Annotated in this window: 19 protein-coding genes; 12 read left to right on the top strand and 7 right to left on the bottom strand. The window is 72.2% G+C overall.

Annotated elements, in window-relative coordinates; all coding sequences use genetic code 11:
• The first annotated feature begins 188 nt into the window (after nt 1-188).
• The 7 genes from ACFXG1_RS15465 (at nt 189) to ACFXG1_RS15435 (ending at nt 7,514) form a co-directional block, all read left to right on the top strand.
• Nucleotides 189-1,016 carry an alpha/beta fold hydrolase gene (locus tag ACFXG1_RS15465; protein ID WP_384720329.1) on the top strand — a complete coding sequence of 276 codons (828 nt, stop codon included), beginning with the start codon at nt 189-191 and terminating at the stop codon, nt 1,014-1,016.
• Nucleotides 1,013-2,284 carry a PP2C family protein-serine/threonine phosphatase gene (locus ACFXG1_RS15460; RefSeq protein ID WP_384742820.1) on the top strand — a complete coding sequence of 424 codons (1,272 nt, stop codon included), beginning with the start codon at nt 1,013-1,015 and terminating at the stop codon, nt 2,282-2,284. The genes ACFXG1_RS15465 and ACFXG1_RS15460 overlap by 4 nt, the downstream gene beginning before the upstream one ends.
• A gap of 281 nt (nt 2,285-2,565) precedes the next feature.
• Nucleotides 2,566-3,408, top strand: a complete 843-nt coding sequence (locus ACFXG1_RS15455) for a siderophore-interacting protein (protein ID WP_384716448.1) — start codon at nt 2,566-2,568, stop codon at nt 3,406-3,408.
• A 111-nt stretch (nt 3,409-3,519) separates the two neighbouring features.
• Entirely contained in the window at nt 3,520-4,476 is a 957-nt protein-coding gene (locus tag ACFXG1_RS15450; RefSeq protein ID WP_384716445.1) for an ABC transporter substrate-binding protein, read from the top strand.
• 40 nt (nt 4,477-4,516) lie between these two features.
• Complete coding sequence (locus ACFXG1_RS15445) at nt 4,517-5,578, top strand: FecCD family ABC transporter permease (protein WP_384742817.1); 1,062 nt, start codon at nt 4,517-4,519, stop codon at nt 5,576-5,578.
• Entirely contained in the window at nt 5,575-6,666 is a 1,092-nt protein-coding gene (locus ACFXG1_RS15440) for a FecCD family ABC transporter permease (protein ID WP_384742814.1), read from the top strand. The genes ACFXG1_RS15445 and ACFXG1_RS15440 overlap by 4 nt, the downstream gene beginning before the upstream one ends.
• Nucleotides 6,663-7,514, top strand: coding sequence for an ABC transporter ATP-binding protein (locus ACFXG1_RS15435; protein WP_384716432.1), 852 nt, complete (start codon nt 6,663-6,665; stop codon nt 7,512-7,514). The genes ACFXG1_RS15440 and ACFXG1_RS15435 overlap by 4 nt, the downstream gene beginning before the upstream one ends.
• Before the next feature lie 155 nt (nt 7,515-7,669).
• Here ACFXG1_RS15435 and ACFXG1_RS15430 read toward each other — a convergent pair whose 3' ends face one another.
• The 3 genes from ACFXG1_RS15430 to ACFXG1_RS15420 form a co-directional block, all read right to left on the bottom strand.
• Nucleotides 7,670-8,266 (bottom strand): snapalysin family zinc-dependent metalloprotease, encoded by a 597-nt coding sequence (locus tag ACFXG1_RS15430; RefSeq protein ID WP_384716429.1) that lies wholly within the window; start codon nt 8,264-8,266, stop codon nt 7,670-7,672.
• Nucleotides 8,267-8,496: 230 nt separating this feature from the next.
• On the bottom strand, nt 8,497-9,330 hold the full coding sequence (locus ACFXG1_RS15425) for a hypothetical protein (RefSeq protein WP_384742809.1): 834 nt from the start codon (nt 9,328-9,330) through the stop codon (nt 8,497-8,499).
• Between the two features lie 79 nt (nt 9,331-9,409).
• Complete coding sequence (locus ACFXG1_RS15420) at nt 9,410-10,912, bottom strand: hypothetical protein (RefSeq protein ID WP_384721166.1); 1,503 nt, start codon at nt 10,910-10,912, stop codon at nt 9,410-9,412.
• 176 nt (nt 10,913-11,088) lie between these two features.
• Here ACFXG1_RS15420 and ACFXG1_RS15415 point away from each other — a divergent pair, with 176 nt between their 5' ends.
• Entirely contained in the window at nt 11,089-15,003 is a 3,915-nt protein-coding gene (locus tag ACFXG1_RS15415) for a hypothetical protein (protein ID WP_384742806.1), read from the top strand.
• Nucleotides 15,004-15,172: 169 nt separating this feature from the next.
• Nucleotides 15,173-15,829 (top strand): hypothetical protein, encoded by a 657-nt coding sequence (locus tag ACFXG1_RS15410; RefSeq protein WP_384720282.1) that lies wholly within the window; start codon nt 15,173-15,175, stop codon nt 15,827-15,829.
• 170 nt (nt 15,830-15,999) lie between these two features.
• On the opposite strand, the gene ACFXG1_RS15405 is transcribed toward ACFXG1_RS15410, so the two are convergent.
• The 3 genes from ACFXG1_RS15405 to ACFXG1_RS15395 form a co-directional block, all read right to left on the bottom strand.
• Nucleotides 16,000-17,094, bottom strand: coding sequence for an endonuclease/exonuclease/phosphatase family protein (locus tag ACFXG1_RS15405; RefSeq protein ID WP_384742801.1), 1,095 nt, complete (start codon nt 17,092-17,094; stop codon nt 16,000-16,002).
• Nucleotides 17,095-17,568: 474 nt separating this feature from the next.
• Entirely contained in the window at nt 17,569-18,315 is a 747-nt protein-coding gene (locus ACFXG1_RS15400) for a phosphotransferase family protein (protein ID WP_384742798.1), read from the bottom strand.
• A gap of 110 nt (nt 18,316-18,425) precedes the next feature.
• Nucleotides 18,426-18,620 carry a hypothetical protein gene (locus tag ACFXG1_RS15395; protein ID WP_384718263.1) on the bottom strand — a complete coding sequence of 65 codons (195 nt, stop codon included), beginning with the start codon at nt 18,618-18,620 and terminating at the stop codon, nt 18,426-18,428.
• Between the two features lie 66 nt (nt 18,621-18,686).
• Here ACFXG1_RS15395 and ACFXG1_RS15390 point away from each other — a divergent pair, with 66 nt between their 5' ends.
• From ACFXG1_RS15390 to ACFXG1_RS15380, 3 genes are all read left to right on the top strand, one after another.
• Complete coding sequence (locus ACFXG1_RS15390; protein WP_384742795.1) at nt 18,687-20,441, top strand: amidohydrolase; 1,755 nt, start codon at nt 18,687-18,689, stop codon at nt 20,439-20,441.
• A gap of 303 nt (nt 20,442-20,744) precedes the next feature.
• Entirely contained in the window at nt 20,745-21,356 is a 612-nt protein-coding gene (locus ACFXG1_RS15385) for a hypothetical protein (protein WP_384742792.1), read from the top strand.
• A gap of 260 nt (nt 21,357-21,616) precedes the next feature.
• The gene (locus ACFXG1_RS15380) at nt 21,617-22,030 is read left to right on the top strand and encodes a hypothetical protein (protein ID WP_384742789.1); all 414 of its coding nucleotides are present in this window, start codon (nt 21,617-21,619) and stop codon (nt 22,028-22,030) included.
• A gap of 157 nt (nt 22,031-22,187) precedes the next feature.
• On the opposite strand, the gene ACFXG1_RS15375 is transcribed toward ACFXG1_RS15380, so the two are convergent.
• On the bottom strand, nt 22,188-23,732 hold the full coding sequence (locus ACFXG1_RS15375) for an alpha/beta hydrolase (RefSeq protein WP_384710692.1): 1,545 nt from the start codon (nt 23,730-23,732) through the stop codon (nt 22,188-22,190).
• Nucleotides 23,733-24,151 lie beyond the last annotated feature (419 nt).

Below are 24,151 nucleotides of genomic sequence, written 5' to 3'. Positions count from 1 at the left end.
TGAAGGAGGTGCCCGAGGAGACCCCCGATTCGGGCACCTCCGGGTCTGCCGGGGCGGGGAATCGGCGCCCGGGGTGGGTCCGCCCGGGCCGACGGGGCCCGAGCCGTCGACCCGCGGCGCCGGCCCGTGTGTACCGGCCGTGAGTCCTTGTCGACCTGCTCCCGCAGGGGTCTGGGAGGATAATCCTTATGGATGTGCGCAGCAGAAACCATGTGACGGTGACCGGCCGGTCCGGAGGGCCGGTAGTGATGCTCGCACACGGCTTCGGATGCGACCAGAACCTGTGGCGTCTGGTGGTTCCCGCGCTGGAGCGGGACTTCACCGTCGTCCTCTTCGACCATGTGGGGTCGGGAAGGTCGGAGCTGTCGGCGTGGAGCCGGGAACGGTACGCGTCGCTGGACGCCTACGCCGACGACGTACTGGAGGTGTGCCGGGAGCTGGCGCTGGGCCCGGTCACCTTTGTCGGGCATTCGGTGAGCGCGATGATGGGCGTGCTGGCTGCCGCGCGGGAGCCCGAGGCGTTCGCCGGTCTTGTGCTGCTCGCGCCGTCCCCCTGTTTCATCGACGACCCGGACACCGGTTACCGGGGCGGGTTCAGCGCCGGGGACGTCGATGAACTGCTGGAGTCACTGGACGCGAACTATCTGGGCTGGTCGGGCGCCATGGCGCCGGTGATCATGGGCAATCCGGAGCGGCCGGAGCTGGGGGAGGAGCTGGCCGACAGCTTCTGCCGTACGGATCCGGAGATCGCCCGGGTCTTCGCCCGGGTGACGTTCCTGTCCGACAACCGCGACGACCTCGCGGCGGTGGGCGTTCCCACCCTGGTCGCCCAGTGCTCCCACGACGCGATCGCCCCGCCCGAGGTCGGCGCCTTCGTGCACGCGCGGATCCCCGGCAGCCGGCTGATCACCCTGAACGCGACGGGCCACTGTCCTCAGCTCGCCGCCCCGGAGGAGACCGCCGCGGCCATCGCCGACTTCGCCGACTTCGCCGAGTTCGCCGGAACAGCCGGATGACATGCGTGGCCGACGACGAGGACAGCCCGCACGAACAGCGCGAGCGGGCGGGCGAGCGGGAGGACGAGCAGGCACAGATCTCCTCGTTGCTGGAGGACAACGCCGAGGACCTGTACGAACACGCGCCCTGCGGGTACCTGTCCACCCTGCTGGACGGCCGGATCGCGAAAGTCAACGCCACCCTGCTGGAGTGGCTCGGCTACGAGCGCGCCGACCTGGTGGGCCGCAGACACTTCTCCGACCTGCTGACCGTCGGCGGCCGGATCTACCACGAAACCCACTTCGCCCCGCTGCTGATGATGCGGGGCGACATCGGCGGAATCGCCCTGGAACTCAAGGCCGCCGACGGCACCCGCCTGCCGGTGATGGTCACCTCGACGGTGAAGAAGGGCCGCGACGGACAGCCGCTGCTGATCCGCACGACCCTCTTCGACGCCCGCGAGCGCCGCTCCTACGAAAGGGAGCTGCTGCGCGCCCGCAAGGAAGCCGACCAGGAACGCGACCGGCTCCAGCGCCTCAACGCCACCCTGCAGAAGACCCTCCTGCCGCCGACCCTGGCGAATGTCCCGGGCCTGGACGTCTCCGCGTACTACCACATCGCGTCCGCCGACGAGGTCGGCGGCGACTTCTACGACCTGTTCCCGCTCGCCGCCGGTACCTGGGGCCTGTTCCTGGGCGATGTGTGCGGCAAGGGCGCCGCAGCCGCGGCCGTCACATCCCTGGCCCGCTACACCCTGCGCGCCGCCGCGGTCTACGACCCCGACCCGGCGGCCGTCCTCGACAACCTGAACACGGTACTCAACCACGAGTACAACGGCACCGACCCCCGGTTCTGCACCGTCGTCTTCGGCCTGCTCACCCCCGCCCCCGACCGGGGCGGCTTCCAGATCACCCTGGCCAGCGGCGGCCATCCCCCGGCCCTGCTGATGCGCGCGGACGGCACCGCTCACTACCTGCCGACCCCCGGCGGACAGCTCATCGGGGTCCTGCCCGACGTCCATATCGCCACCACCACCGTCCACCTCGCCCCCGGTGACACCCTGCTGCTGCACACCGACGGTCTCACCGAAGCCCACACCGCCACCGACGCCGATGGCCGCTACGGAGACGAAGCCCTCCTCGACTTCGGCCGTGTCCTCGCCCCCACCACCGCGTCGGCGACCGTCGACGCGGTGCGCGACCTGCTCGACACCTTCGGCACCGGCGTGGACGACGACACCGCCGTCCTGGCCATCCACGTCCCCCGCGACGCACCGCCGGCGGACTGACCACGCGCGCCCACCCCGTGCGTCGTCAAAGGCGCGCGGACGTCGAGGTGGTGACCGCCGCCCACGGAGGAACCGTCGTGCCCGGACCCGGTTGATGAACCATCGACGCCGTGGCACGATCCTTCCGCCCGCCCGGACGACGATGTCGCGGCGGCCCCGTGGGCGGCCCGGGGCGGGCCCCGCGGGCGGATCCGTTGGCGCGGACGCCGTGTCCCGGACGCCGTACCCCGGACGCCCGACCGTTCGCCCTGTTCTTCGTCCGAGGCTGGAGTACGTTCCCGATGTCCCCGTTCCACAGCTCTCCCAACGCCCTCTTCGACACCCGGGTGCGCGCCGTGCGCCGGCTGTCCCCGGGCTTCGTCCGGATCACCTTGAGCGGCCCGAGTCTGGACCTCTTCGCCCCGTACGGCCTCGATCAGCGGGTGAAGCTTCTCGTCCCGGGGGACGACGGCTACCCGGCGGCCTTCGACTCCGACGGCGAGGTCGTCCCCGAGGCGCGGTGGCGGGCGCGGTGGCGGGCGTTGCCCGAGGCGGAGCGGCCCGTGATGCGCAGCTACACCCCGAGCGGGATACGGCCAACGGCGCGCGAGGTCGATCTGGATGTCTATGTACACGCCCGCCCCGGCCCGGCGAGCGGCTGGGCGGCCTCCGCGCGCGAGGGCGAGCGGGTCCTGCTGTCCGGCCCCGATGTCCGTCGCGATGATCCCGCGTACGGAATCCAGTGGAATCCCGGGCCGGCGGGCCGCGTTCTGCTGGTGGGGGACGAGACGGCGTTCCCCGCGATCCGCAACATCCTGTCCGCGCTCGGGCCCTCGACGCACGTCTGGGCCGTCCTCGAAGTGGGGGACGAGGCCGACCTGGTGGTGATGGGGGAGTCCCTCACGGGCCATGAGGCGACGGTCCTCCGGCGGGTCGACGGCACGGCCGCGGCGCTGCCGACCGCGGTCGACGCCTGGATCGAGGAGCGGGGCACCGAAGCCGCGGCGCTGGGCGAGGGGTTCTACGCCTGGCTGGCGACGGAGAGCACCCGGGTCGCCGGGCTGCGGGACCGGTTGCGTGCCGCGGGCGTCGCTCCCGGCCGCGTACACGCCCAAGGTTACTGGCACGACCGGGTGCGGTCGTGAGGCTCCCCGCATCCGGATACGTCCCGGAATGCGGAACCGGATCTTGCCGAATTAGGTAAACCTAAGCTAACTTCCGTGAGGCAGTCGCACTCTCGTGAACGGAACCATCCCATGAGTCCGCTGAGACCCTTTGGCACCCCCCGGCGCTTTCTGACGGCGATGGCCCTGCCCGTCGTCGCGGCGCTGGTCCTCACCGGATGTTCCGGAGAAGGGGGAGGGTCGGGCAAGGCCGCCTCCGGCAACGCCGCCTCCGGCACACACGAGATCAAGCATGCCCGGGGCACGGCGAAGGTTCCCCACCAGCCGAAGCGCGTCGTGGTCCTGGAACCCGTCCAGCTGGACACCGCGATCGCCCTCGACACGGTCCCCGTCGGCGCCGCGCTCTTCAACGAGAAGGCCGGCGTCCCCGCCTACCTGGGCGAGAAGGCCGCGGGGATCAAGCCGGTGGGAACGGTCGCCGAACCGAGCATCGAGAAGATCGCCGCGCTCGACCCGGACCTCATCCTCGGTACCGAGTCCCGGCACTCCGCCCTCTACCAGCGCCTCTCGTCCATCGCGCCGACGGTCTTCATGGCCGCGCAGACCGACCCGTGGACCGAGAACGTGCAGCTGGTCGCCCGCGCCCTGGGGAACGAGAAGGGCGCCACCGCCCTGCTCGGGACGTACGAGAAGCGGTGCGACGAGGTCGCCGCCGCCCATCGGACGAAGGGGAGGACCGCCCAGCTCATCCGCCCCCGCGACGGAGTCCTGAGCCTGTACGGTCCGACGTCCTTCGCCGGCAGCACCCTCGAATGCGCCGGGTTCACCACCCCCGCACGGGACTGGGCCGGCGATATCTCGGTGGACATCTCGCCCGAGCGCGTCGCCCAGGCGAAGGCCGACCTGGTGCTGGTGACCGCCGCCGACGTGAAGGCCGGTGACGCCGTTCCCGAGTCGATCCGCGGCAACGCGAAGGTCTTCCCGAAGCCGCACGTCGTCGACCAGTCGTTCTGGATCTCCGGTGTCGGCCCGCGCGGCGGGATGGCGGTCCTCGACGATCTCGACCGCATCCTCTCGGCCGCGAAGTAATCGGCGCATCGCCGCCGACGAACGGAACGATCGAGCGACTGTGGTCCTGATATCCATCCGGAAGACGGACGGCCCCGCGCCGTCCGTCCCCGAACCCCGGCCCGCCGCCGCGCGCCCGCCCCTCCTGCGGGCGGGCCTCGCGGTGGCCGTACTCGCCGTCGCGGTCATCGCGTCCCTGCTCGTCGGCGCGAATCCGCTCTCCCCGGCGACCGTGCTGGACACCCTGCGGGGCCACGGGAGCGACGAGTCCCGTTTCGTCGTCTGGGAACAGCGAGTACCGCGGACGATCGCCGGGCTCGTCGTCGGCGCGGCACTGGGCGTCGCGGGCGCCCTCATCCAGGCGTTCACCCGCAATCCGCTCGCCGACCCCGGAATCCTCGGCGTCAACGCGGGCGCGGCGTTCGCCGTCGCCTGCGGTATGACGTTCCTCGGGATCACAAGCCCGTTCGGCTACGTATGGCTGTCCTGCGCCGGCGCCCTCGTCCTGACGGCCTTGGTCTACGCGATCGGCTCGGCGGGCCCGGACGGCGGAGGGCCGATCCGGCTGACGGTCACCGGTGTCGCGGTCGGAGCGGTCTTCTCCGGCCTCACCACCGGTGTGGTCCTGACCCACCCGGACTCCTTCGACCGGATGCGCGGCTGGAGCGCCGGCAGCCTGCTGGAACGCGGCTACGACGTCCTGCTCCCCGTACTTCCGCTGCTGGTCGTCGGGGTGCTGATCGCCGTTCTGGCGGCCCCCGGCCTCAACTCCCTCGCCCTGGGCAACGACGTGGCGCTGGCCCAAGGGGTCGATGTGCGCCGGATCCGCCTCGCCGTCCTGGTCGCGGTGACCCTGCTCGCGGGTGGCGCCACCGCGGTGGCCGGACCGATCCTGTTCGTGGGCCTGATGATTCCGCATGTCGTCCGGTGGGTCGTGGGGACGAACCAGCGGAGCATCATCGTCGGATCGCTGCTCGTCGCCCCGGCCCTCGTCCTGGTGGCCGACGTCCTCGGCCGGATCGCGGTACTCCCGAGTGAGATGCCCGCCGGGGTCGTCACCGCCTTCGTCGGAGCGCCGGTTCTGATCGCCCTCGTACGACGCCCGCGGACGAGCGGCCTGTGAACGGCACAGCGGCACCCCGCGCCGAAGCCCCGCGACCGCACGGCACCGTACTCACCGCCGGCCGGCGCCGGGTGGCGGTCGGATCCGACCGGCTGAACATCGTGCTCGGTGTACGGCCCCTCGTCGTCGCCCTCCTCGGCGCCGCCGTGATCGTCGCCGGCACCGTCACGGCTCTCGCCCTCGGGGACTTCCCGCTCACCGCCCGCGAGGTCCTGGGCGTCTTCACGGGCCGCACCGACGGGTTCGCGCGTACCGTCGTCCTCGAATGGCGGCTCCCCCGCGCGGCCGGCGCCGTCCTGTTCGGGGCCGCCCTCGCCGTCGCGGGAGCCGTCTTCCAGGCCGTGACCCGCAATCCGCTCGCCAGCCCCGACATCGTCGGACTCGCCAACGGATCCTTCACCGGAATGCTCGTCGCGCTGCTGATGCTCGGCGGGAGCTGGCCCCTGCTGACGGCGGGATCCCTGATCGGCGGATTGCTGGCGGCGCTCGCCGTCTACCTGCTCGCCTACCGCGACGGGCTCCAGGGCTTCCGGTTCATCGTGGTGGGCATCGGGGTGTCCGCCATGCTCGCCTCGGTCAACACCTGGATGCTGCTGCGCGTCGACGTGGACACCGCCCTGTTCGCCTCCGCGTGGGGGGCCGGAACGCTCAACAGCGTCACCACCACGACCGTGATCCCCGCGGGCGTCTGTGTGCTCCTCCTGCTGGCGTGCCTCCCGGTCCTCACGCCCGCGCTGCGGCAGATGGACCTCGGCGACGACGCGGCACGGGCGACCGGTGTCCGGGTGCGCCGCGCCCGGCCGTTGGCCGTCGCCGTCGGCGTGGCGCTGGTGAGCGTCGTGACGGCGGTGACCGGGCCGATCGCGTTCATCGCCCTGGCCGCACCGCAGATCGCCCGCAGACTCGCCGGAACACCCGGAATCCCGTTCGGTGTCACGGGAGTGGTCGGCGGAGCGCTTCTGCTGGGAGCCGACCTCGTCGCGCAGCACGTCATCCCGCTGACCGTGCCGGTCGGAGTGGTCACCATCGTCCTCGGCGGCGGCTACCTCGTCTGGCTCCTCATCAACCAAGCCGGAAAACGCCCATGACGACGCACTCCTCATCCGTCCCCGTGACACCCGTCCCCGTGACACCCGTGCCCGGCACCCCCGGCAGGCTTCGCGCCGAAGCCCTCACCCTGGGCTACGGCAGCCGAGTCATCGTCGAGGAGCTGGACCTCGTCGTGCCGCCGGGCTCCTTCACCGTGATCATCGGCCCGAACGCCTGCGGCAAGTCCACCCTGCTGCGCGCCCTGGCCGGGCTGCTTCCGCCCACGGCCGGAACCGTGATTCTCGACGGTAAGGACCTCGCCTCCTACCAGCCCAAGGCGGCCGCGCGGCAGCTCGGACTGCTGCCCCAGACCGCCGTCGCCCCCGAGGGGATCACCGTCGCCGAACTCGTATCACGGGGGCGGTACGCCTACCAGCGCGCCCTGCGCCAGTGGTCACGGGCCGACGAGCGGGCCGTGAACGACGCGCTCGCGGCGACGGGCGTCGTGGAGCTGGCGTCACGACGGGTGGAGGAGCTGTCGGGCGGCCAGCGGCAACGCGTCTGGATCGCCATGGTCCTGGCGCAGGAGACCCCGCTCATCCTGCTCGACGAGCCCACCACCTACCTCGACATCGCCCACCAGATCGACGTACTCAACCTGCTCCACGACCTCAACGAACAGGGCCGCACCATTGTCGCGGTGCTGCACGACCTCAACCAGGCCGCCCGTTACGCCTCGCATATCGTCGCCATGAAGGACGGCCGGATCGTCGCGGCGGGACCGCCGGGCGACACCGTCACGGCCGGCCTCGTCGACGAGGTGTTCGGACTCCCCAACACGGTGATCCCCGACCCCGAGACCGGCACCCCCCTCGTCGTACCGATCGACACCCGGTCGCCTCGTTGAGCGACGCGTCCCGAGCCGGCGTGCCCGGCACCCGCTCCACCTTCCCGGGCGGACGCCGGGCGCGAACGAGCCCGGCGCCCGGACGCGGCGTGGCGGCCGGCAGCCGAGTGCGGCCCGGCCCCACCGGACGCCTCGGGCCGACGCGAGCCCTCTGGTCAGGGCGCGTCGACCACGACGCGGCCGGCCCCGGCCGGGGCGGGTGAGGCGGTGCGGTTGGCGTAGGCGGATTCCACGCGGGCCTGCTCGGTGGCGTTCGGGAGGGCGTTGCGGCAGCCGGGTCCTGGGCTCGAGCCGGACATCAGCTGGGAGCAGGGGCCCGGTTTGGTGTCCGGGAGGCCCAGGTTGTGACCGATCTCGTGAGCGGCGATGCGGATCTTGTCATAGCCCTGGGCGACCGCCTGACTGCCGAGTTCGACCCGGCTTCGCCCACCGGGGCGGACGGGGCCCAGGGTGGCCTGCGGCCAGCCGCTGGTCGCGATGATCTGGATCTCGGCTCTGGTGCCGGATCCGGCCTCGACCAGCTTGACGTTGTCGACGTTCGCGTTCCAGATCGCTACTCCGGCCGCGATCGCCGCCTCCCACCCGACGGCCCGGCTGTCGTCGTAGTAGAGCGTCACCGGCGCCGCCGTGCTCGCCGCGGCGGTCGCCGGGCCGGTCGGCTCGGGCCCGGACACGGCGTTCGCCGTGGGCGCGACGGCCAGGGTGAGCGCCGCTGCGGTACCGACCGCCTTCAGCCATATGGGGTGTGGCATGGCCATCCCTTCACTCAGGGCTACTCGGTTCCCCTCGGAACCGAGGCGCGGGGAAACGGGCGACGCCATGAACTCGCCTATTGCGCAACCGAGTTGCCGCCCTTCCGGCGCATCGAATATATGCCCGACGGGCTCGCTATGCCATGCACCTGTCATGAACGTCTGTCGTCCTGGCCCGTCCGACGGCCGGGGCCTTCGCCGGGGGCAGGAAAGACCCAGGACAGAAAAACCTAGGCCCGCGAGCCGGCTTCGGCCTGGTTCGGCATGACCCCGACCAGGCGGTCGCTGAACACTCCCGGCGGCCGGGCGTTGCCCTCCGCACGGTAGGCACGTACGGCAGGGTCCTGGAACGTGAGGGTGAGTGCCGGGCAGGCGTCGTCGGGGGCGTCGCCCGCGTCGGACGAGCAGGCGATCACGTCGAGGGGGTTGAGGCCGGGACACATGGCCTGGGCGGGGACATCCACCTTCAGCAACAGGCGCTTGCCCGGAGCTATCCGGTGCACTCCGGAGACCGGCGGCTCGGCCGTTCGCGCGTCCGGCCCCTCCTCGACGACCGTCGCGTCCAGCCCGCCGGCCGAGGCGCTGACACCCGCCCCGAACGGCGAGACGACATCCACGGTGCCCCTGCCGGCGAAGAGCGGGGCCGCCATCCGCAGGGGCCGCTCCCCGGCGCGGAGCGCCGCGTACACCGTCAGTGCGACGCCTTCACCGTTCTCGGCGGCGGCGGCGTCGGCGTCCTCGGGGTCGGGGTCGTGCGTCACCCACGTCAGAACGGTCAGCGCGGGGTCCCCTTCCCGCTCCCCGGCACCCCGCACCGCGGGACGGACATCCCCCTGCATACCGCACCGCGACAGCCTGGCCGTCATACCGCCCGCGAGCTTCCGGTCGGGACGCGGTGCGGCGGGCGTGTACTCGGGCGCGGAACCGGCGCGGCCGGAACGGTCGGACCGCTCGGACCGCTCGGTCAGGGCGGGCAGCCCGACCAGCGTCAGGAGAGTCGCGGTGAAGACCGCGAGGATCAACCAGGACCGCAGGCTCATGCCCCAGAGCTGTCGCGACACCATTCCCCCGTACGGTCGATACCCGGGGATTGTGCCAGAGGGGTCAACTCCCGCTCGATCGGGGCCCCGTGGGAGTCCCCGCCTACTCCGGTGCCGGGCGCTCCGGCGCCGGACGGCCCGCGGCGGTGTGGTCGACCCGTGCGTACACCGCGATGCGTTCGGGGCCCACCGTACGCTCCGCCACGAGTCGATAGTGACGGTCGAGGACGTCACGCTTCACCGCGTCCGAAGGCGTTCCGCCCTGTCGCCCCCCGGTGCGGTCACCGATCGCCAGCACCCGGCCCGGATGGCTCAGCAGCCGTTGCCGGACGACGGCGGGCGCGGCCTCGGTCCCGTACAAGGTGTACGAGGTACGCGGTGAGCGAGCCAGGGAGAGATCGGGCAGCCCGTGCGAGTCGCCGCCGGGTGCCAGCGTCCATATCCGCCGCTGCCCGGTGAGGAACAGCACCCCGTCCCCGGGCCGGGCCAGCCGCTCGACGGCCTCCGTCACCGCCATGGCGTTGTCGGAGCGGCCCTCCGGGGAACGCAGCCCCGGCCCCGTGACCGTGAGATACAGCAGGACGGCCGTCGTCGCGCCCGCCGCGATCAGCGGTGACCAGTAGTGGTCGAGGACGGCACCCAGCAGCAGAGCGAGCCCGATGGCGTGGAAGAGGACATAGCGCTCGGAGTGGAGCGGGTGCGCGAAGGACACCGCGATCAGCAGCCCCGGCGGGAGGACGAGCAGCGGGAGCGCGAGCGCCCTCGTCCGGGACCCACCCGGGAGTACGGCACAGACCATCCCCACGAGCACCAGCAACGCGAAGCGCGTGAGCACGGGCGCGCCCGGCGGCTCGATCCACGCCACCTGCGCCGACTGCGTCATCGAGAACAGCGCGAGTGGCAGCAGACCCACCACGACCGCCGACGCGGCACGCGACCATCCGCGCGGCGGCCGGACCGTCCCCCGGGGACGGCCGAGCCACAGCGTCGCCCCGTGTGCGAACAGCACCAGCACGGCGAACTCGTGCAGCAGACAGGCGACCAGCAGCACCGCCGCGTAGGCCCGCCACCTCCGCTCCAGGAGCAGCAGGGTGGCCCAGGCGACCAGCGCCGAGACCAGCGCGTACGAACGCCCCTCCTGCGCGTACCGCTGGACGACGGGCAGCAGCGCCAGCGCCAGGCCGGACAGCGCGCCCGCCCGCGGTCCCGCGAGCCGCAGCCCGATCCGGGCCACCAGGGCGGCGGACGCGGCCGTCGCCAGCACGGACGGCGCCCGCAGCGGCACGAGCCCCGGCTCCCAGACGGCGAACACTACGTGCGTCACCAGGTAGTGGAGACCGTGGACGGCGTCCGCGGTGCCGAGGGTCCGCCAGATCTCCGGCAGGGAGCGGGTGGCCATGTCGTAGGTGACCGCCTCGTCGCTCCACAGCGTCTGCTCGCGCTCCAGACCCCATATCCCCAGCAGCAGCGCCAGCGCGGCGGGCGGCAGCCAGACCTGCCACGGCGTACGGGCGGTGGGAACGGAACGCCTCCCCGTCCGCGGCGGCGTATGCGGGGAACGCGGGGAACGGGGCGGTGGGACGGGCATGGTCGCGGTGTCGATCATGCGGCGAGTCCACCGGCGGCGGTATTGATAAACAGGTCCCCCACCCCACACCCATCAATTGGCATACGCTCCCGGGGACCGCCCCGGGAACGGATCGGCGGTCCGGGGACGGGCGGCGGCTCGGGGGCCAGGACGGTCCGGACGCCGTACAGGGGCGAAGTGGACGGAGCACGGGGATGGGACGCCGGGAGAAGCCGCTGAACCCTGCCGACGGACCGGTGGAGTCCTTCGCGCACGAGTTGCGCGCCCTGCGGCGGTCGGTGGGCTCGCCCACCTACCGGGCGATGGCGGAAGGCTCCCCCTACTCCGCGCCCTCCCTCTCCGGGGCCGCGTCGGGGGAGCGCCTCCCTTCGCTCCCCGTCGCCCTCGCCTATGTCGCCGCCTGCGGCGGTGACCTCGAGGAATGGCGCCGGCGCTGGCAGCGGGCCCTCGCCGACGAACCCGTGGTGGCGGTCGAGGACGGCACCACGGCCCCGTACCCCGGGCTCGCCCGCTACGGAACGGACGACAGCGACCACTTCTTCGGCCGTGACGACCTCGTCGCAGATCTGCTGGAGCTGACCCGGCGCCACCCCGTCGCCGCGCTGGTCGGCGCCTCCGGCAGCGGGAAGTCCTCGTTGCTGCGGGCGGGGCTGGTCCCGGCGCTCAGGCGGGCCGCGTCGACGACGGGCGCCACGGACGCCGCGGGGGAGGACGGAACGGCCCCGTCCGTGATCCGGATCCTCACCCCCGGGCCCACCCCCGCCCGAACCCACCGGACCCTGATGACAAGCGGCGCGCTGCTGCTCGTCGATCAATTCGAGGAGGTCTTCACCCTCTGCCGGGACCGCGCCGAACGGAACGCGTTCATGGAACTGCTGACCGGTTCCGGCTGCCGGGTCGTCATCGCCGTACGCGCCGACTTCTCCGGGCGGTGCGCCGAGCATCCCGCACTCGCCGCCGCGCTCAAGGAGTCGGTCCTGCTCGTCGGACCGATGACACCCGAGCAGCTCAGGGCCGCCGTCGTCGGCCCCGCCGCGGCGGCGCGGCTGATCGTGGAACGGGCCCTCACCGCCCGGATCGTCGCGGACGTCGCCGACGAGCCGGGCGGGCTGCCCCTGATGTCCCACGCCCTCCTGGAGACCTGGCGCCGCCGGCGCGGACGGACCCTCACCGCGGCCGCGTACGAGGCGATCGGCGGGATCCAGGGCGCCATCGCCCACACCGCCGAGGAGATCTTCAGCGCCTTCACCGAAGACGAGGCACGGGCCGGCCGCGAACTGCTGTTACGGCTGATATCCCCGGGGGACGCCACCGAGGACACCAGCCGCACGGCCGGGCGCGGCGAACTGCTCAACGCGCCCGAGTCGGAACGGGTCCTCGAACGGCTGGTACGGGCCCGGCTGCTCACGGTCGACGACGGCGCGGTCGACCTGGCCCACGAGGCACTGATCCGGGGCTGGCCCCGGCTGCGCGGCTGGATCGAGCGGGACCGCGACCGGCTCCGCCTGCACCGCGGGCTCACCGACGCGGCCCGGACCTGGGACGGACTCGGCCGGGACGAGGGCGCGCTGTACCGGGGCGCGCAACTCGCGGCCGTCCGGGAGGCTTTCGGTACGCCGCTGGAGGATCCCGTGACGCCCACCGCCGGGCGGAGAATCGGGCGCCGCGTCGCGAGGAGTGTCCGTCACTCCCGGCTGCTGGCCGCCCGCAGAACCCGCGCCGGCCTGGTCCGGGCCCCTCTCCGCGCCGCCGCCGCGCCCGTACCGCTCGACGCCGAGGCCGTTCTCACCCCGCGGGAACGGGACTTCCTCGCCGCATCGTTCCGCGCCCACGACGACGCGCTGCGGGCCGCGGTCCTGACCACCCGGCGACTGCGTGCCCTCACCGCGACCCTCTCGGTCCTGCTCTGCCTCGCCACGATCGCCGGGCTCGGTGTCTGGAAGGAGAGCCGTGCCAACGACCGCCGCGCGGTGCAGGCCGAGGCCCGGCAGCTCGCCGAGGCCGCGAACAACCTGCGGGAATCGGATCCGGGATACGCCCTCTGGCTCAGCGTCACCGCATGGCGGAAGGCGGACATCCCGGAGACCCGGGAGGCGCTGTTCGCGGCGGCGGCACAACCGGACTCGGCCGTGTACCGGCTCGAAACCGCAAACACCGAGAACACTGAGAACGCCGAGAACGCCGGGAGCGGGGACCCGTCCGCACTGCGCCAGGACCTCAGCGGGGACGGCCGCAGTCTGCTCACCCTGAGCCCCGGAAGCAGCGACACCCGGGGGCTGGGACGACTGGCCTCGGACCGGTCCGGGGCCGGCCTCGGCAGGAAGCTGAAGCGGCTGGTCGCCATCGCTCCCCACCACCGTGCCCTCGCGCTCGGAACCGACCACGGTATCCGGATGTGGGACGTGTCATCGGGCACGTTCACCGGGCCCGTGTTCGGGCCGAGCACGAGCGGGGCGCGCGGCTGGTTCGCCCCGGCGGGCGAGGTACTCGCCGCGCAGGCCCCAGGTGGCCCGCTCCAGGTCTGGGACACGACCACAGGCCGGGAACTCCTCGACACCGGCGACACCCGGCCCCCGGCCGGCCATGTCCAGGTCTCCTCCGGCGCCCGGCTGCTGGCGTACTGCGCGGCCGACGGCCCGCTCCGGGTCTGGGACATCGAAACCCGCCGGAACCTGGACGCGCCGTGGACGGACCGCGTCGGCGGCGGCTGCGGCGCGGGGGAGTTCCGTTTCACCCCCGACGGCCGGGCTCTCGCCTTCGCCACGCCGTCGGGCGTCCGTACGATCGAGGTCCGCACCGGCCGGGAACGCCCCCGGATCGTGACGGACGGTCTGCCGCAACTGGCCTTCGGCGCCGACGGAGCACACCTCGCCACACTCACCGCCACCACCCTCCAGATCTGGCGTACGGCAGTGCCGGACTCGCCCGTTCTGCGCTTGCCCATGAGCGGCGTCACCCGCTCCGATCTGCGGCTGGACATGGCGGAGAGCGCCGTCCGCTTCCGCGAGGGAGAGGCGCCGGCCCTCACCGTGCGGACCATCGGTGTGAACACCACGGATCCCCGGGACTGGGAGGACACCCCGCTCTCGGCCGCCGTCTTCAGCCAGGGCGCGGAGGTCCTGGCCACCGCGCGCTCACGCGCGTACGAGATCCGCGACGGCGAGGGACGGCTGCGGCAGGGCATCCCTCAGGCCGGAGAGTGCACCGCGCCCTGCCGTCCCCTGATGGCCCTGCATCCCTCGGGAGAGGTCTTCGCCCGGCTGGACGCCTCCGGCCGGGTCGTCGTCCACGACCTGGGAGCCCACTTCCCCAGGCCCCCCGACCGGAGCTGGGTGGAGGAGCGGAACCCGGCCGATTACGTCCTGCCGCCCCGGCCCGGGGTCACCGGGATGGCCTTCTCCACCTCCGGAACATCCGTGGACACCCTCGGGGTGTCCACGTCGACACCCGGGCAAACGGCCTTCGCGTCGGCCGACCACCACGACACATGGCACGGCTACGGCTGGTCCAGCGCTCGCGAGAGCCACCACGGCAGGATCCTGGCCGCGTCGGGGGACAGCGGCAGGTTCATCACCGACCGGCGCCGGATGGTGTCCACGGTCGATGAGGGCGGCTCACCGGCCGTCATGCGCGGCGAGGGACGGGCCGTCTCCGTGGCCTTCTCCCAGCGGGGCGACCTCATGGCGATGGCAGACGCCGGCGGCCGGGTCACCCTGTGGGGCGACTTCGGCGAGCGGAACCTCGCGGTCCTGGCTCCCGGGAAACCGCCCGCGCCCGGCAGCCGGGCCGAGCGGCCCGTCGCGCTCGCGTTCTCCCCGAACGGCGCGACCCTCGCCGTCGGTGACGGCCACGGAAAGATACAGCTCTGGGACACCGTCAAGAACCGGAGCGTGCCACTGCCGCCCGCGGACGGCCCCGTACTGGCACTCGCGTTCACCGCCGACGGCTCACACCTCCGGGTCTCCACCCCGCACAGGGCGTCCCGCACCTACACCCTGGACCCCGACGCCGTCGCCGAGTCCCTCTGCCGCCGCGTCAGGGACCTGCCCTGGTCCGCGCTCCTCCAGGACGGAACCAACCAACCCGGCCAAGAGCAGTGCTCCCCCTGAGCGGGCGCTCGCCTTCCGTGTGGCGGTCGACCGCCGTACCCCTTGGTCGCCAGCAGCAATGACCGCACCCGTATCAAGGTCGTCCAAGGCGCGTTGGATCTGATCCTCGACCGTCCTGCGACGGTCCGACCGCTAACCGTTGTCAGTACCGGCCACTACAGTGCCGCGCATGCTGACTGACGGAGCTGAGGGCGCCGCCCTGCACGGCGTCGCACTGACGGAGCGCGCCATCGAAGCGGTTCGGCGGGACCCGGGTGCCTCCGCCCTGGAGCACCAGCAGGTGCCATGGGTCACCGATGGCATACCGTCGCCCTTGCCGTCCGCCCGACTGGCCGAGGCCCGGTTCCCGTCGGGCCGGCCGCTCTCCCCGAGCCTGCGGGCCTGGCTGGCGTACGACACCAGCCTGTTCGACCGCTACGGCTGGTTCACCCCGGACGGCGACTTCGCCCCCCGCTCGCTCTCCGAACTGGTGGGCGACGAGTTCGGCGAGCCGTGGGCCGCGGAATTCGCCCTCTTCGACGAACGATTCCCGGAGTGCTTCCTGCTGCCCGGCGGGTCGGACTCACGTCGCTTCCTTGCCGTCACCGAAACCGACCAAACAGGTGAATACCCGGTCTTGGCGCTCGACTTCGACGACCTTCCTTATGCGGGCCTGATGTATCCGGGGTTCGACGTCTACGCGGCGGATACCGCAGGCCTGCTCGGTCTCGGCTTCTCGGCCTACTCGTCGCTGATCGACCACCGGATCTACGGCCCGCGGATGCGTCGGCACGCGATCCATTGCTTCGACGGCGAGCCCGAAGCGCAGTTCCCCTTCTGTGTCTAGGGTGATGCGCCTGCATTCCCCTGTGTTGGTTCTGCGCTCCGGGCCGACCGCTGCGACCTGCTCGTTCAACCCGCTCTCCGCGCACCGCGACGATCGCGCCGACGGCTGATCGGGCGGGGCCGGTGCGGCCGCGGCCCGGGGCCGCGGCCGCCCACGGGAGACGAGTCCGCTCAGCGGGTGGCCACCCGGAAGGTGCTGAGTACGGCCTTGTGGTCGGTCGGCCAGGTCCAGGTGGGCTCCCAGAACTCGTCCCTGCCCGACTCCTTCACCCGCTTGTTGCGGACGATGGTGCTGGACGGCCCGACGATCACGCTGTCGAGCAGCCGGATCCGCCGATCGGGGTGGTAGAAGACGAAGTCGATCCGGTCCCGTTCATCGGCCTTCGGCGCCCAGGTGAGCTGACCGACGTCGGCGCCCGGGTTGTCGCTCGGCCAGGTGAAGCCCGGCCTGCGGACGGGGTCCGGGTGGATCACGCGATAGCTGTCGCGGAAACCGGCGTCCTCGATCGCCTTCGTCGTCGACCACTTGACGACGGCGCCGTTGTGGTCGAACAGGTTCCGGGTCCGGTGGCCCCAGTCCCGGTGAGAGGGCTCGTTGAAGTCCCCGGCCAGTAGTGTCAGCCGACCCCTGGCCCGCTCCTTCGCGGCGTCCGCGAGCACCGTCCTGGTCACCTTGGTACGTCCCGAGGCCGCGTTGAGCCGCGCGATCAGACCGGTATCGGTGATCGGCCCGGTCGGGATCTCGCCCCAGCCGTACTCGGAGGTCTCCAGGGGCGACGGGGTGCCGCCGCCGTAGCCGCGCGGCAGGTAGTTGACGTAGTACCGGTACTCCAGATGCCCGGAGTAAGCCGCGACCTCGGTGCCGTCGACCGAGACGACCGCCTTCGACCAGTACGGGAAGGACGCGTGCTCGATGATCGGGTAGCGCGAGATCACCGCGGGATCGGACGGGTTCTCGTTGTCGAAGTAGGTCAGCCCGCGCTCGGCGAGATCGGACAGGAGATGGGCCACCCGTTCCGGGTTCGACTCGCTGAGCATCACCACGTCCGGCTTGACCGCGGCGACGGTGTCGGCGATACCCGCCCGGCCGCCCGGCACCCGGCTGCCGCCGAGCCAGATATTGAACTGCATGACCTTGAGCGTTCGGTGCGAGGGCCTGTGGTGCTTCCGCCCGTCCTGCGGTGCGGCCTCGGCCGTGCCCATGGCCAGCACTCCCGCCCCGACGGTCGCGCCGACCATCCCGAGCAGCTCGCGACGCTTGACCATCAGTGACCTCCAGAGATTTGCCTGCTTCACACCCGGTCACGGTTCGACACGGGCCGGGACAAAGCTTCGAGGCCTCTCGTGTATGAGACATGAACCCGGACGCAACGCCGGATGTTGATTGACGGCCGCAACAATGAGGAGTTCGCGTCTCGTCCGAGACCCGATGGTGTGCCGGGTGGGTGCTGATCGAGGGGCGTCTGCCGGCGGCGGCGCGTGGACGGGTCGGGGTGGAAACGGAAACGGATGAGGGTGGACTCCACGATCGTGCGGGCCCTCACGAATGGGCCGGACCGGCAGCGCCGGGGACGCTTCGGACGTCCCCGCGCGTCACCGCGTCACCGCGTCACCGCGTCACCGAGCCGCCCCGGGCCGCCCCGGGCCGGGCCGGGCGGTCGTCTTCCCGCGAGCCCTGGCGTCGTCGGACGTTCGGGCGAGGTCCCCCGTGGCATGGGTGGCAGTGGTGTCTGCGCAGCCTCACATCCGGGATCTCAGCATGTCGACCTCGCAGCCCGGTGCGAAGGGGTCGAAGCCGTGCTCCATCAGCCAGCGAATCGCCAGCAGGCTTCGCAGCGACCACCACGCGTGGATCACATCGAGGTCGACGTCGGTGCCGTACCCGGCGATGACGTCGTCAAGGTGCTCCTCGTGTCCGAGCGTGAAGGTGGCGAGGTCGTACAGGGCATCACCCTGCCCCGCCTCCGACCAGTCGATGATGCCGGTGACCTCGTCGCCGTCGACCAGGACGTGCGCGATCTGCAGGTCGCCGTGCGTGAACGCCGGAGTCCACGGCCGGAGCGCGGCCTCGGCGACCCGACGGTTGCGGGTGACGAGGCCGGCGGGCAGTACGCCGTTCCTCACGAGCGACTCGCACTCGTCGTCGAGTTCCGCCGCCAGCGCGTCGCTGCTCCGCCCGGCCCGGCCCGACCAGGGCGGCAGGGGCGCTTTGTGCAGCTTCCGGATGGCGGCGCCCGCCGCGGCCCATGCCGCCGACGACCCGGTCGAAGTCCCGCCGAGGCGCCCGAGCGTCGTCCCCGGGAGGGCGGCGATCGCGAGTACGGGCGGCTTGCGCCACAGGACGGCCGGGGTCGGGACCGGCGCGAGGGACATCGCCTCGACCTCGACGTCGATACGCGTCTGATCGGCGTCCACCTTCAAGAACACGTCACCGACGCGCAGGGTCGCGCGCTCCGAATGGGCGACGACGACTGTGACCTCATCCATGGGCGCCCAGTATCCCGGGAAGGGCCGACCGGACCACCGGGTGGCCGGCGTCGGACCCGTGAACACTCCGGACATGTGGAGATCTTCTCGGACGTGAACGGCCCCGGCGCTCATCGGTCCGCCGGAGACAGGCAGAACTCGTCGCCTTCGGGATCGGTCAGCACGATGTCGCGCGGGAAAATGATTCGCGAGGCGTGGAGTCGGATGCCCACGATGGAGACATGGAACACAACCCTTCCCGACGCCGTGTCGTCCTCTCCGCAGGGGCTGGCGGAATTGCCGCTTTCGTACCCGACGTCGCCCATGCGACCCCTGCCGCCGGTCCGGCGCACACGGGAAGGGCCGTCCCGGGGCGGCGTTCGGCCGCGCTCGTGATCCACAACGCGCGGGTGTTCACGGGTGTACGCGGGGCGGGAGTGAGGGACGCGGTCGCGGTGGGGCGGGACGGGCGGGTACTGGCGACCGGCTCCGACGGCGCGATGCGCCGGTACGCCGGGCGGGACACCGAGGTGGTCGACGCGCGGCGGGGGACCGTCATGAGCGGGATCGTGGACGGGCACGCCCATCCGGTCGCCGCCGGTGCCGCGACTCTCAACCCGAGTCTGGAGTATCTGGAGTTGACCGTTCCGCGGTTGCAGGAGCTCCTGCGGGGCTTCCTCGCCGACCCGGCGTACGGGAGCGCGCCGGACGGCTGGCTGGTCGTGTCCGACTGGGACCCGGTCGGTCTGCTGCCCGCCGGAACCTTGCCGCACCACCGGCTCCTCGACGCGTTGCCCACCAGGCGGCCCATCGTGCTCATGGGCACGGACGGGCACAACTCCTGGGTCAACCGGCGGGCCCTCGAACTCGCCGGGATCACCGCCACCACCCCCGATCCGCCCGGTGGGCAGATCGAGCGGGACGCCGACGGAGCGGCGACCGGACTGCTGAAAGAGGAAGCCCAGGGGCTGGTGCACCGGCTCCTGCCGGATCACCCGTTCGAGAAGGTGGTCGAGGCGACCGCACGGGCCCTTGAACAGGCCGCCGCCCAAGGGGTCACGGCGTTCATGGACGCATCCGCCGACGAGTGGCACCTCGACGTCTACGCCGAACTCGCCCGCACCGGACGGCTCCCGCAGCGCGTCGCCGCCGCGCTCCGGCTCGACGCCCACGAGATCCGGGAGCCGCAGAAGGGTCTGGCCTGGCTGCGCGCCACCCGCAAGCGGTACGCGGACGTCCCCGGGCTCGACCTGCGAACGGCGAAGGTGTTCGTGGACGGTGTGATGGAGTATCCCGCCCGGACCGCCGCCCTCCTGGAGCCGTACCTCGACGGCAAGGGACGGCCCACGGATCATCGCGGGCAACTCCAGTTGGATCCGGCCGACTTCGCGCGGCTCGCGGTACTCCTCGATACCGAGGGCTGGCAGATCCACGCCCACGCGATCGGCGACCGGGCCGTCCGCGTCGCCCTCGACGGATACGAGGCCGCTCTGCGCGCGGGCGGGCGGCGCGACAACCGGCACACCATCACCCACCTCCAGCTCGTCCACCCCACCGACGTCCGGCGCTTCGCCCGCCTCGGCGTGGTGGCCTCGATGCAGCTCCAGTGGGCGATGCGGGACACCTGGACGGTGGACGCACTCCTGCCGTACATCGGCCCCCGGCGGCACCGCCGACTCTTCCCCGCCCGGAGCCTGGAACGCCACGGCGCGCTCCTTGCTGGCGGCTCCGACTGGCCCGTCGACCCGCTCGGCGTCTGGAACCAGATCCGTACCGCGATCGACCGGGAAGGGGCCGACTCCGACGGGCCGCTCCACCCCGAACGCGAAGCAATCAGCCGGACATCCGCACTGCGCATGCACACCGCCGGCACCGCCCGTCAGCTCCGGGCGGACCATCGCACCGGAACCCTCACCCCGGGCCGCGCCGCCGATCTCGTCCTCCTGGACCGGGACGTCACCCGGGTACCGGTGCCGGAGATCAGCGGCACCCGGGTACGGCTGACCCTGGTGGGCGGTGTGCCGGTGTACGACGAGGGCACGGCGGCCGGAAGAGCCGCACGGGCACGCACGGCGGCGGCGACCGCGCGGCGCCCCGCGGGCACGGACCGGCACCGCGCGTGCGGAGGGCCGGCCCGGAAGGAGTAATCCCCGTGGCCTCGCCGGGCACCGCCCTGCTGCCCCGCACGCCGAAGCCACCACCGCACCGCAGGCCTGCCGGGCACGACGGCCATGGGCGAGTGACGCACGCGTGACTCCGGTGCCGTCGAGGGTTCCAGACGCCCGTCGTGCTCGGTGGTGGCGGCGGCGGCCAGGCCAGGCCGGGACCGGAGCCGGGCGCGGGCGGCGAACCGGCCGGTCCGGCGCTCCAGATGGTGGCGCTGTCGGGCTCCGAGTGCGCGGCGGTCGGCTCTCCTTCGCCCGCGAACGCGGGGACACTAACCTGGACGGGTGAACGCAACCGAGCACCGGCCCGGCCGGGCCGCGCCGGATGAAGGCCGCCTGTACGCGGTGATCCGCTGGCCTGCCATGATCATCGCGGTGATCGTCGTGGTCCCGCTGCGGTTGCTGTGGGAACTGCTCAAGCCGATCGGCAAGGGGATCCGGATCCTCTGCTGGACCTGGTTCCTGCGCCCGATGCTCCAGGGTCTGAAGATCCTGCTGTGGGACTGGTTCCTGCGCCCGGTCCTCAAGTTCGTCACCCGCTATGTGCTGGTGCCGATCGGCAACGCGATCGCCTGGGTCGTGGAGCGGCTGCGGCGGCCACCGTTCGTGTTCCTGATACGAAACCTCTTGATCAGACCTGGCGCACTGCTGTGCCGCTATGTGCTGGCGCCGGTCGCGTTCGCACTGATCGGGGCGCTCTGGTTCGCGTGGGGCGTGTCGACCGTGGTGTTCAACTTCCTGATCGCGCGCCCGTCGGCGTGGCTGTGGCGCGCCGTGCTCGTCCCGTTCTGGAATCACGTACGCCCGCCGGTCGGCCGGGCGATCCGGGCGACCCTTCGGCCCATCGGGAACGCCACCCGAGAGGTCCTTCGGGCCCTCCGCATCGGGGAGCGCTGACACCCGGCCAGGCCCCGCCCACCAGCACCACCGGCTCCGGCGGAGAGCCTCACCGCCCGGGTGCATGCCTCCAGCAAGCCCCTTTTTGCCGAAGGCGGTAGGACCCCCACGGCCTCGTCGAGATCGGCGATCCAGCTGTCGACCAGGCTCTGCCCCCACGCGCCGTGCCGTGCGACTGCCGGCCGCCGCCGGGTACGAGTAGATCTGGACGTCCTCAACCACACGGCCGAACACCGGCCCGCACTCATCAGGGGAATGCCATGAGCCTGACCTTAAGATGCCGCTGGGCGGCGGCACTCGCCGCCGCACTGATCGTCCTGGGCATCACCGCTCCCGGTGCCGCCGCCCAGCCGCGGTCGGTCAAGTCGATGGATGTGCAGTCGGCGTACGCCGACCCCGCGGAGCACCCCTCGATCCTCGGGACCCTCACCATCGGCGGGATCTACACCTGTACCGAACCGGCCGGTACCACCGTGCCGGTCAGCTTCAGCGCTCTCCAGCTGATGCCCATAGCCATGCCGACCGGCTATGGGCATCTGCCGTGCGGCCCCGGAGTGGTCGACGCGCCCTGGAGCCTCACCAGTTTCCCCACGACAGATGTGCACTACGGATACGTCTCCGTGCTGACGAACTTCGATGGAGTGATGCTGCCCGCCGAGGAGTTCACCGTCTGACCCGGGAGGGCCGTCCTCGCTTCGACGGCCACTGAGCGCCGATTCGCCCGCCGAACGGCAGCGTCCGGCGTCCGACCGCCCCGGGCCGTCGCGTGCCCACGGGCTGCCACGACCGGCACATGCCGGTCGTGGCAGCCCCTCGCCGTGGTCGTACCCGTCAGCGCCCGCCGAACGGGGCACGGGGACCGAGCGGCGGCGGTGCGGGCGTGTTCCCGGGTGCCGCGCTCCGGACCGTGGCCGCCGGGGCCGGGTCGGGGACGCAGGTCACGTCCCCGGTCGGGAGTTCACCGGTGGCCAGGTAGCGGGTGGTGAGCGAGTCGGCGCAACCGCTGATCCCCCGGCCGTATACGCCGTGCCCCTCGCCCTCCTCGACGTACACCAGCCGGGATCCCTTCAGGGCCCGGTGCAGACCCCGGGCGGCGGCGGGCGGGGTCTGCGAGTCCCACTCGTTCTGGACGATCAGCGCCGGCAGCGAGTTGTCGACCCGGGTCGTGGGCTCGACGGGCCGCTCCCAGAACGCGCAGGGCACGATGTTGGACACCGAATCGCCGAAGAACGGGTAGCGGGCGCTGTCGCGGCGGCTGTCTGCTCGATAGCGGGCCGGGTTTGTGGGCCAGCGGACGTCACCGCAGGTCACGGCGGTGTACGCGGCGAGTTCGTTATCGGTGGGGACATACGGCGGCTGGGGTTCGACGGGTCGGCCGGCGGCGGCGTCCCGCAGCTTCACCAGGAACGCGGCACCGAGCGCGGGACGGTACATGTCCCAGCGCATCCAGTCGCGGATCTCGGCCCCGGTGTACGGGTGGCCGCCCAGGTCGATAGGGGTGCGGTCGGCGCGTTCGACCAGGTCCCAGAAGAGCCGGGTCACCTCGGCGGGAGTGTCGCCGACCCCGTACGTCGAGGAGTGTTCGGCGGTCCACCGCGCCCACCGGCGGAACGCCGGCTCCGCCTCCGGGGCCCAGTTCTGCACCATGCCCCGCCACACCTGCTTCGGGTCGACGGCGCTGTCCAGGACGAACCGGTCGACGCGCGCGGGGAACATCTGGGTGTAGACGGCGCCCAGATAGGTGCCGAAGGAGAGACCGAAGTAGGAGATCCGCCGTTCGCCGAGGGCGGCCCGGAGCCGGTCCATGTCGCGGGCGATGTTGCGCGTGGTGAAGTGGGCGATGTCGGGAGTGTTGGCCCGGCACTTGGCGGCGAGATCGCGGGCCCAGGTGACGTCCTTGGCGAAGGTGGCGTCCCGGTAGGGGCGGAAGGTGAGCCGTTCGTCGCGGGTGGTGGTGGAACAGGACAGGGGGCTGCTGGCACTCACGCCGCGCGGGTCGAAGCCGATGAGGTCGTACCGGTCCTTCACCGACTGGGGCAGGGTCTCGGCCATCCACAGGGGGTAGAACAGGCTGGGCCCGCCCGGCCCGCCGGGATTGAACAGCAGGACGCCGCGGCGCTTGGCCGGATCGGCGGCCTTGATACGGGAGACGGCCATCTCGATGGTCCGGCTGCCGGGGTCGCGGTGGTCCACCGGGACGGGGAGCACGGCGCACTCCACGGTCGGAGGGAGATCGGGGCCGCAGGTGCCCCAGGTGAGCGTCCGGCCGGTGGGGGCGACGGGGGACGCGGAGGCGGCGGTGCCGGGGAGGGCGGGGAAGAGGGCCGCGGTGAGTCCCAGGGCTATCGCAGGGATGATGGGTCGTCCAAGGCGCATGGGGTGCCTTCGGCTAGCGGATGACCGGAACCCGAGGGTCGCCGGGCCGCAGGGGCGGTCGTCCGGGTGGCGGGAAACGTGGGGTGGTGCCGTGCGAGGGCCCGGAGGGACGGACCGTGAGGCTGCGCACAGAGTAACGGTCCTTGTCTGATGGGGAGTTGTCCGTCCGGAACTTCGGCCCGCGGAGGCGCCGGGCCGGTTGGCGGTACGGGCGGGAACGCCGCGGGCCCATGTATGCGAGCAATCCCGAAACGACTCAGAATCAAGACAATGAGGCCGATTTCCGTCTATGCGCTCCTGGGTGGGCACAGCACAATCCCCGGTACCGGTTCCCCGCCGTCGCCGCAAAGTCCATCCATCCACGCACCGGCGTGCCCCGGCGCCCGGGAGCGAGACCGCTCCATTGCGGCCGCTCCCGC

It is taken from the genome of Streptomyces sp. NPDC059248, assembly GCF_042753905.1.
GTDB lineage: Bacteria > Actinomycetota > Actinomycetes > Streptomycetales > Streptomycetaceae > Streptomyces.
Note: the sequence above shows the minus strand (reverse complement) of the source record. Positions and strands in the feature narration are given on the sequence as shown.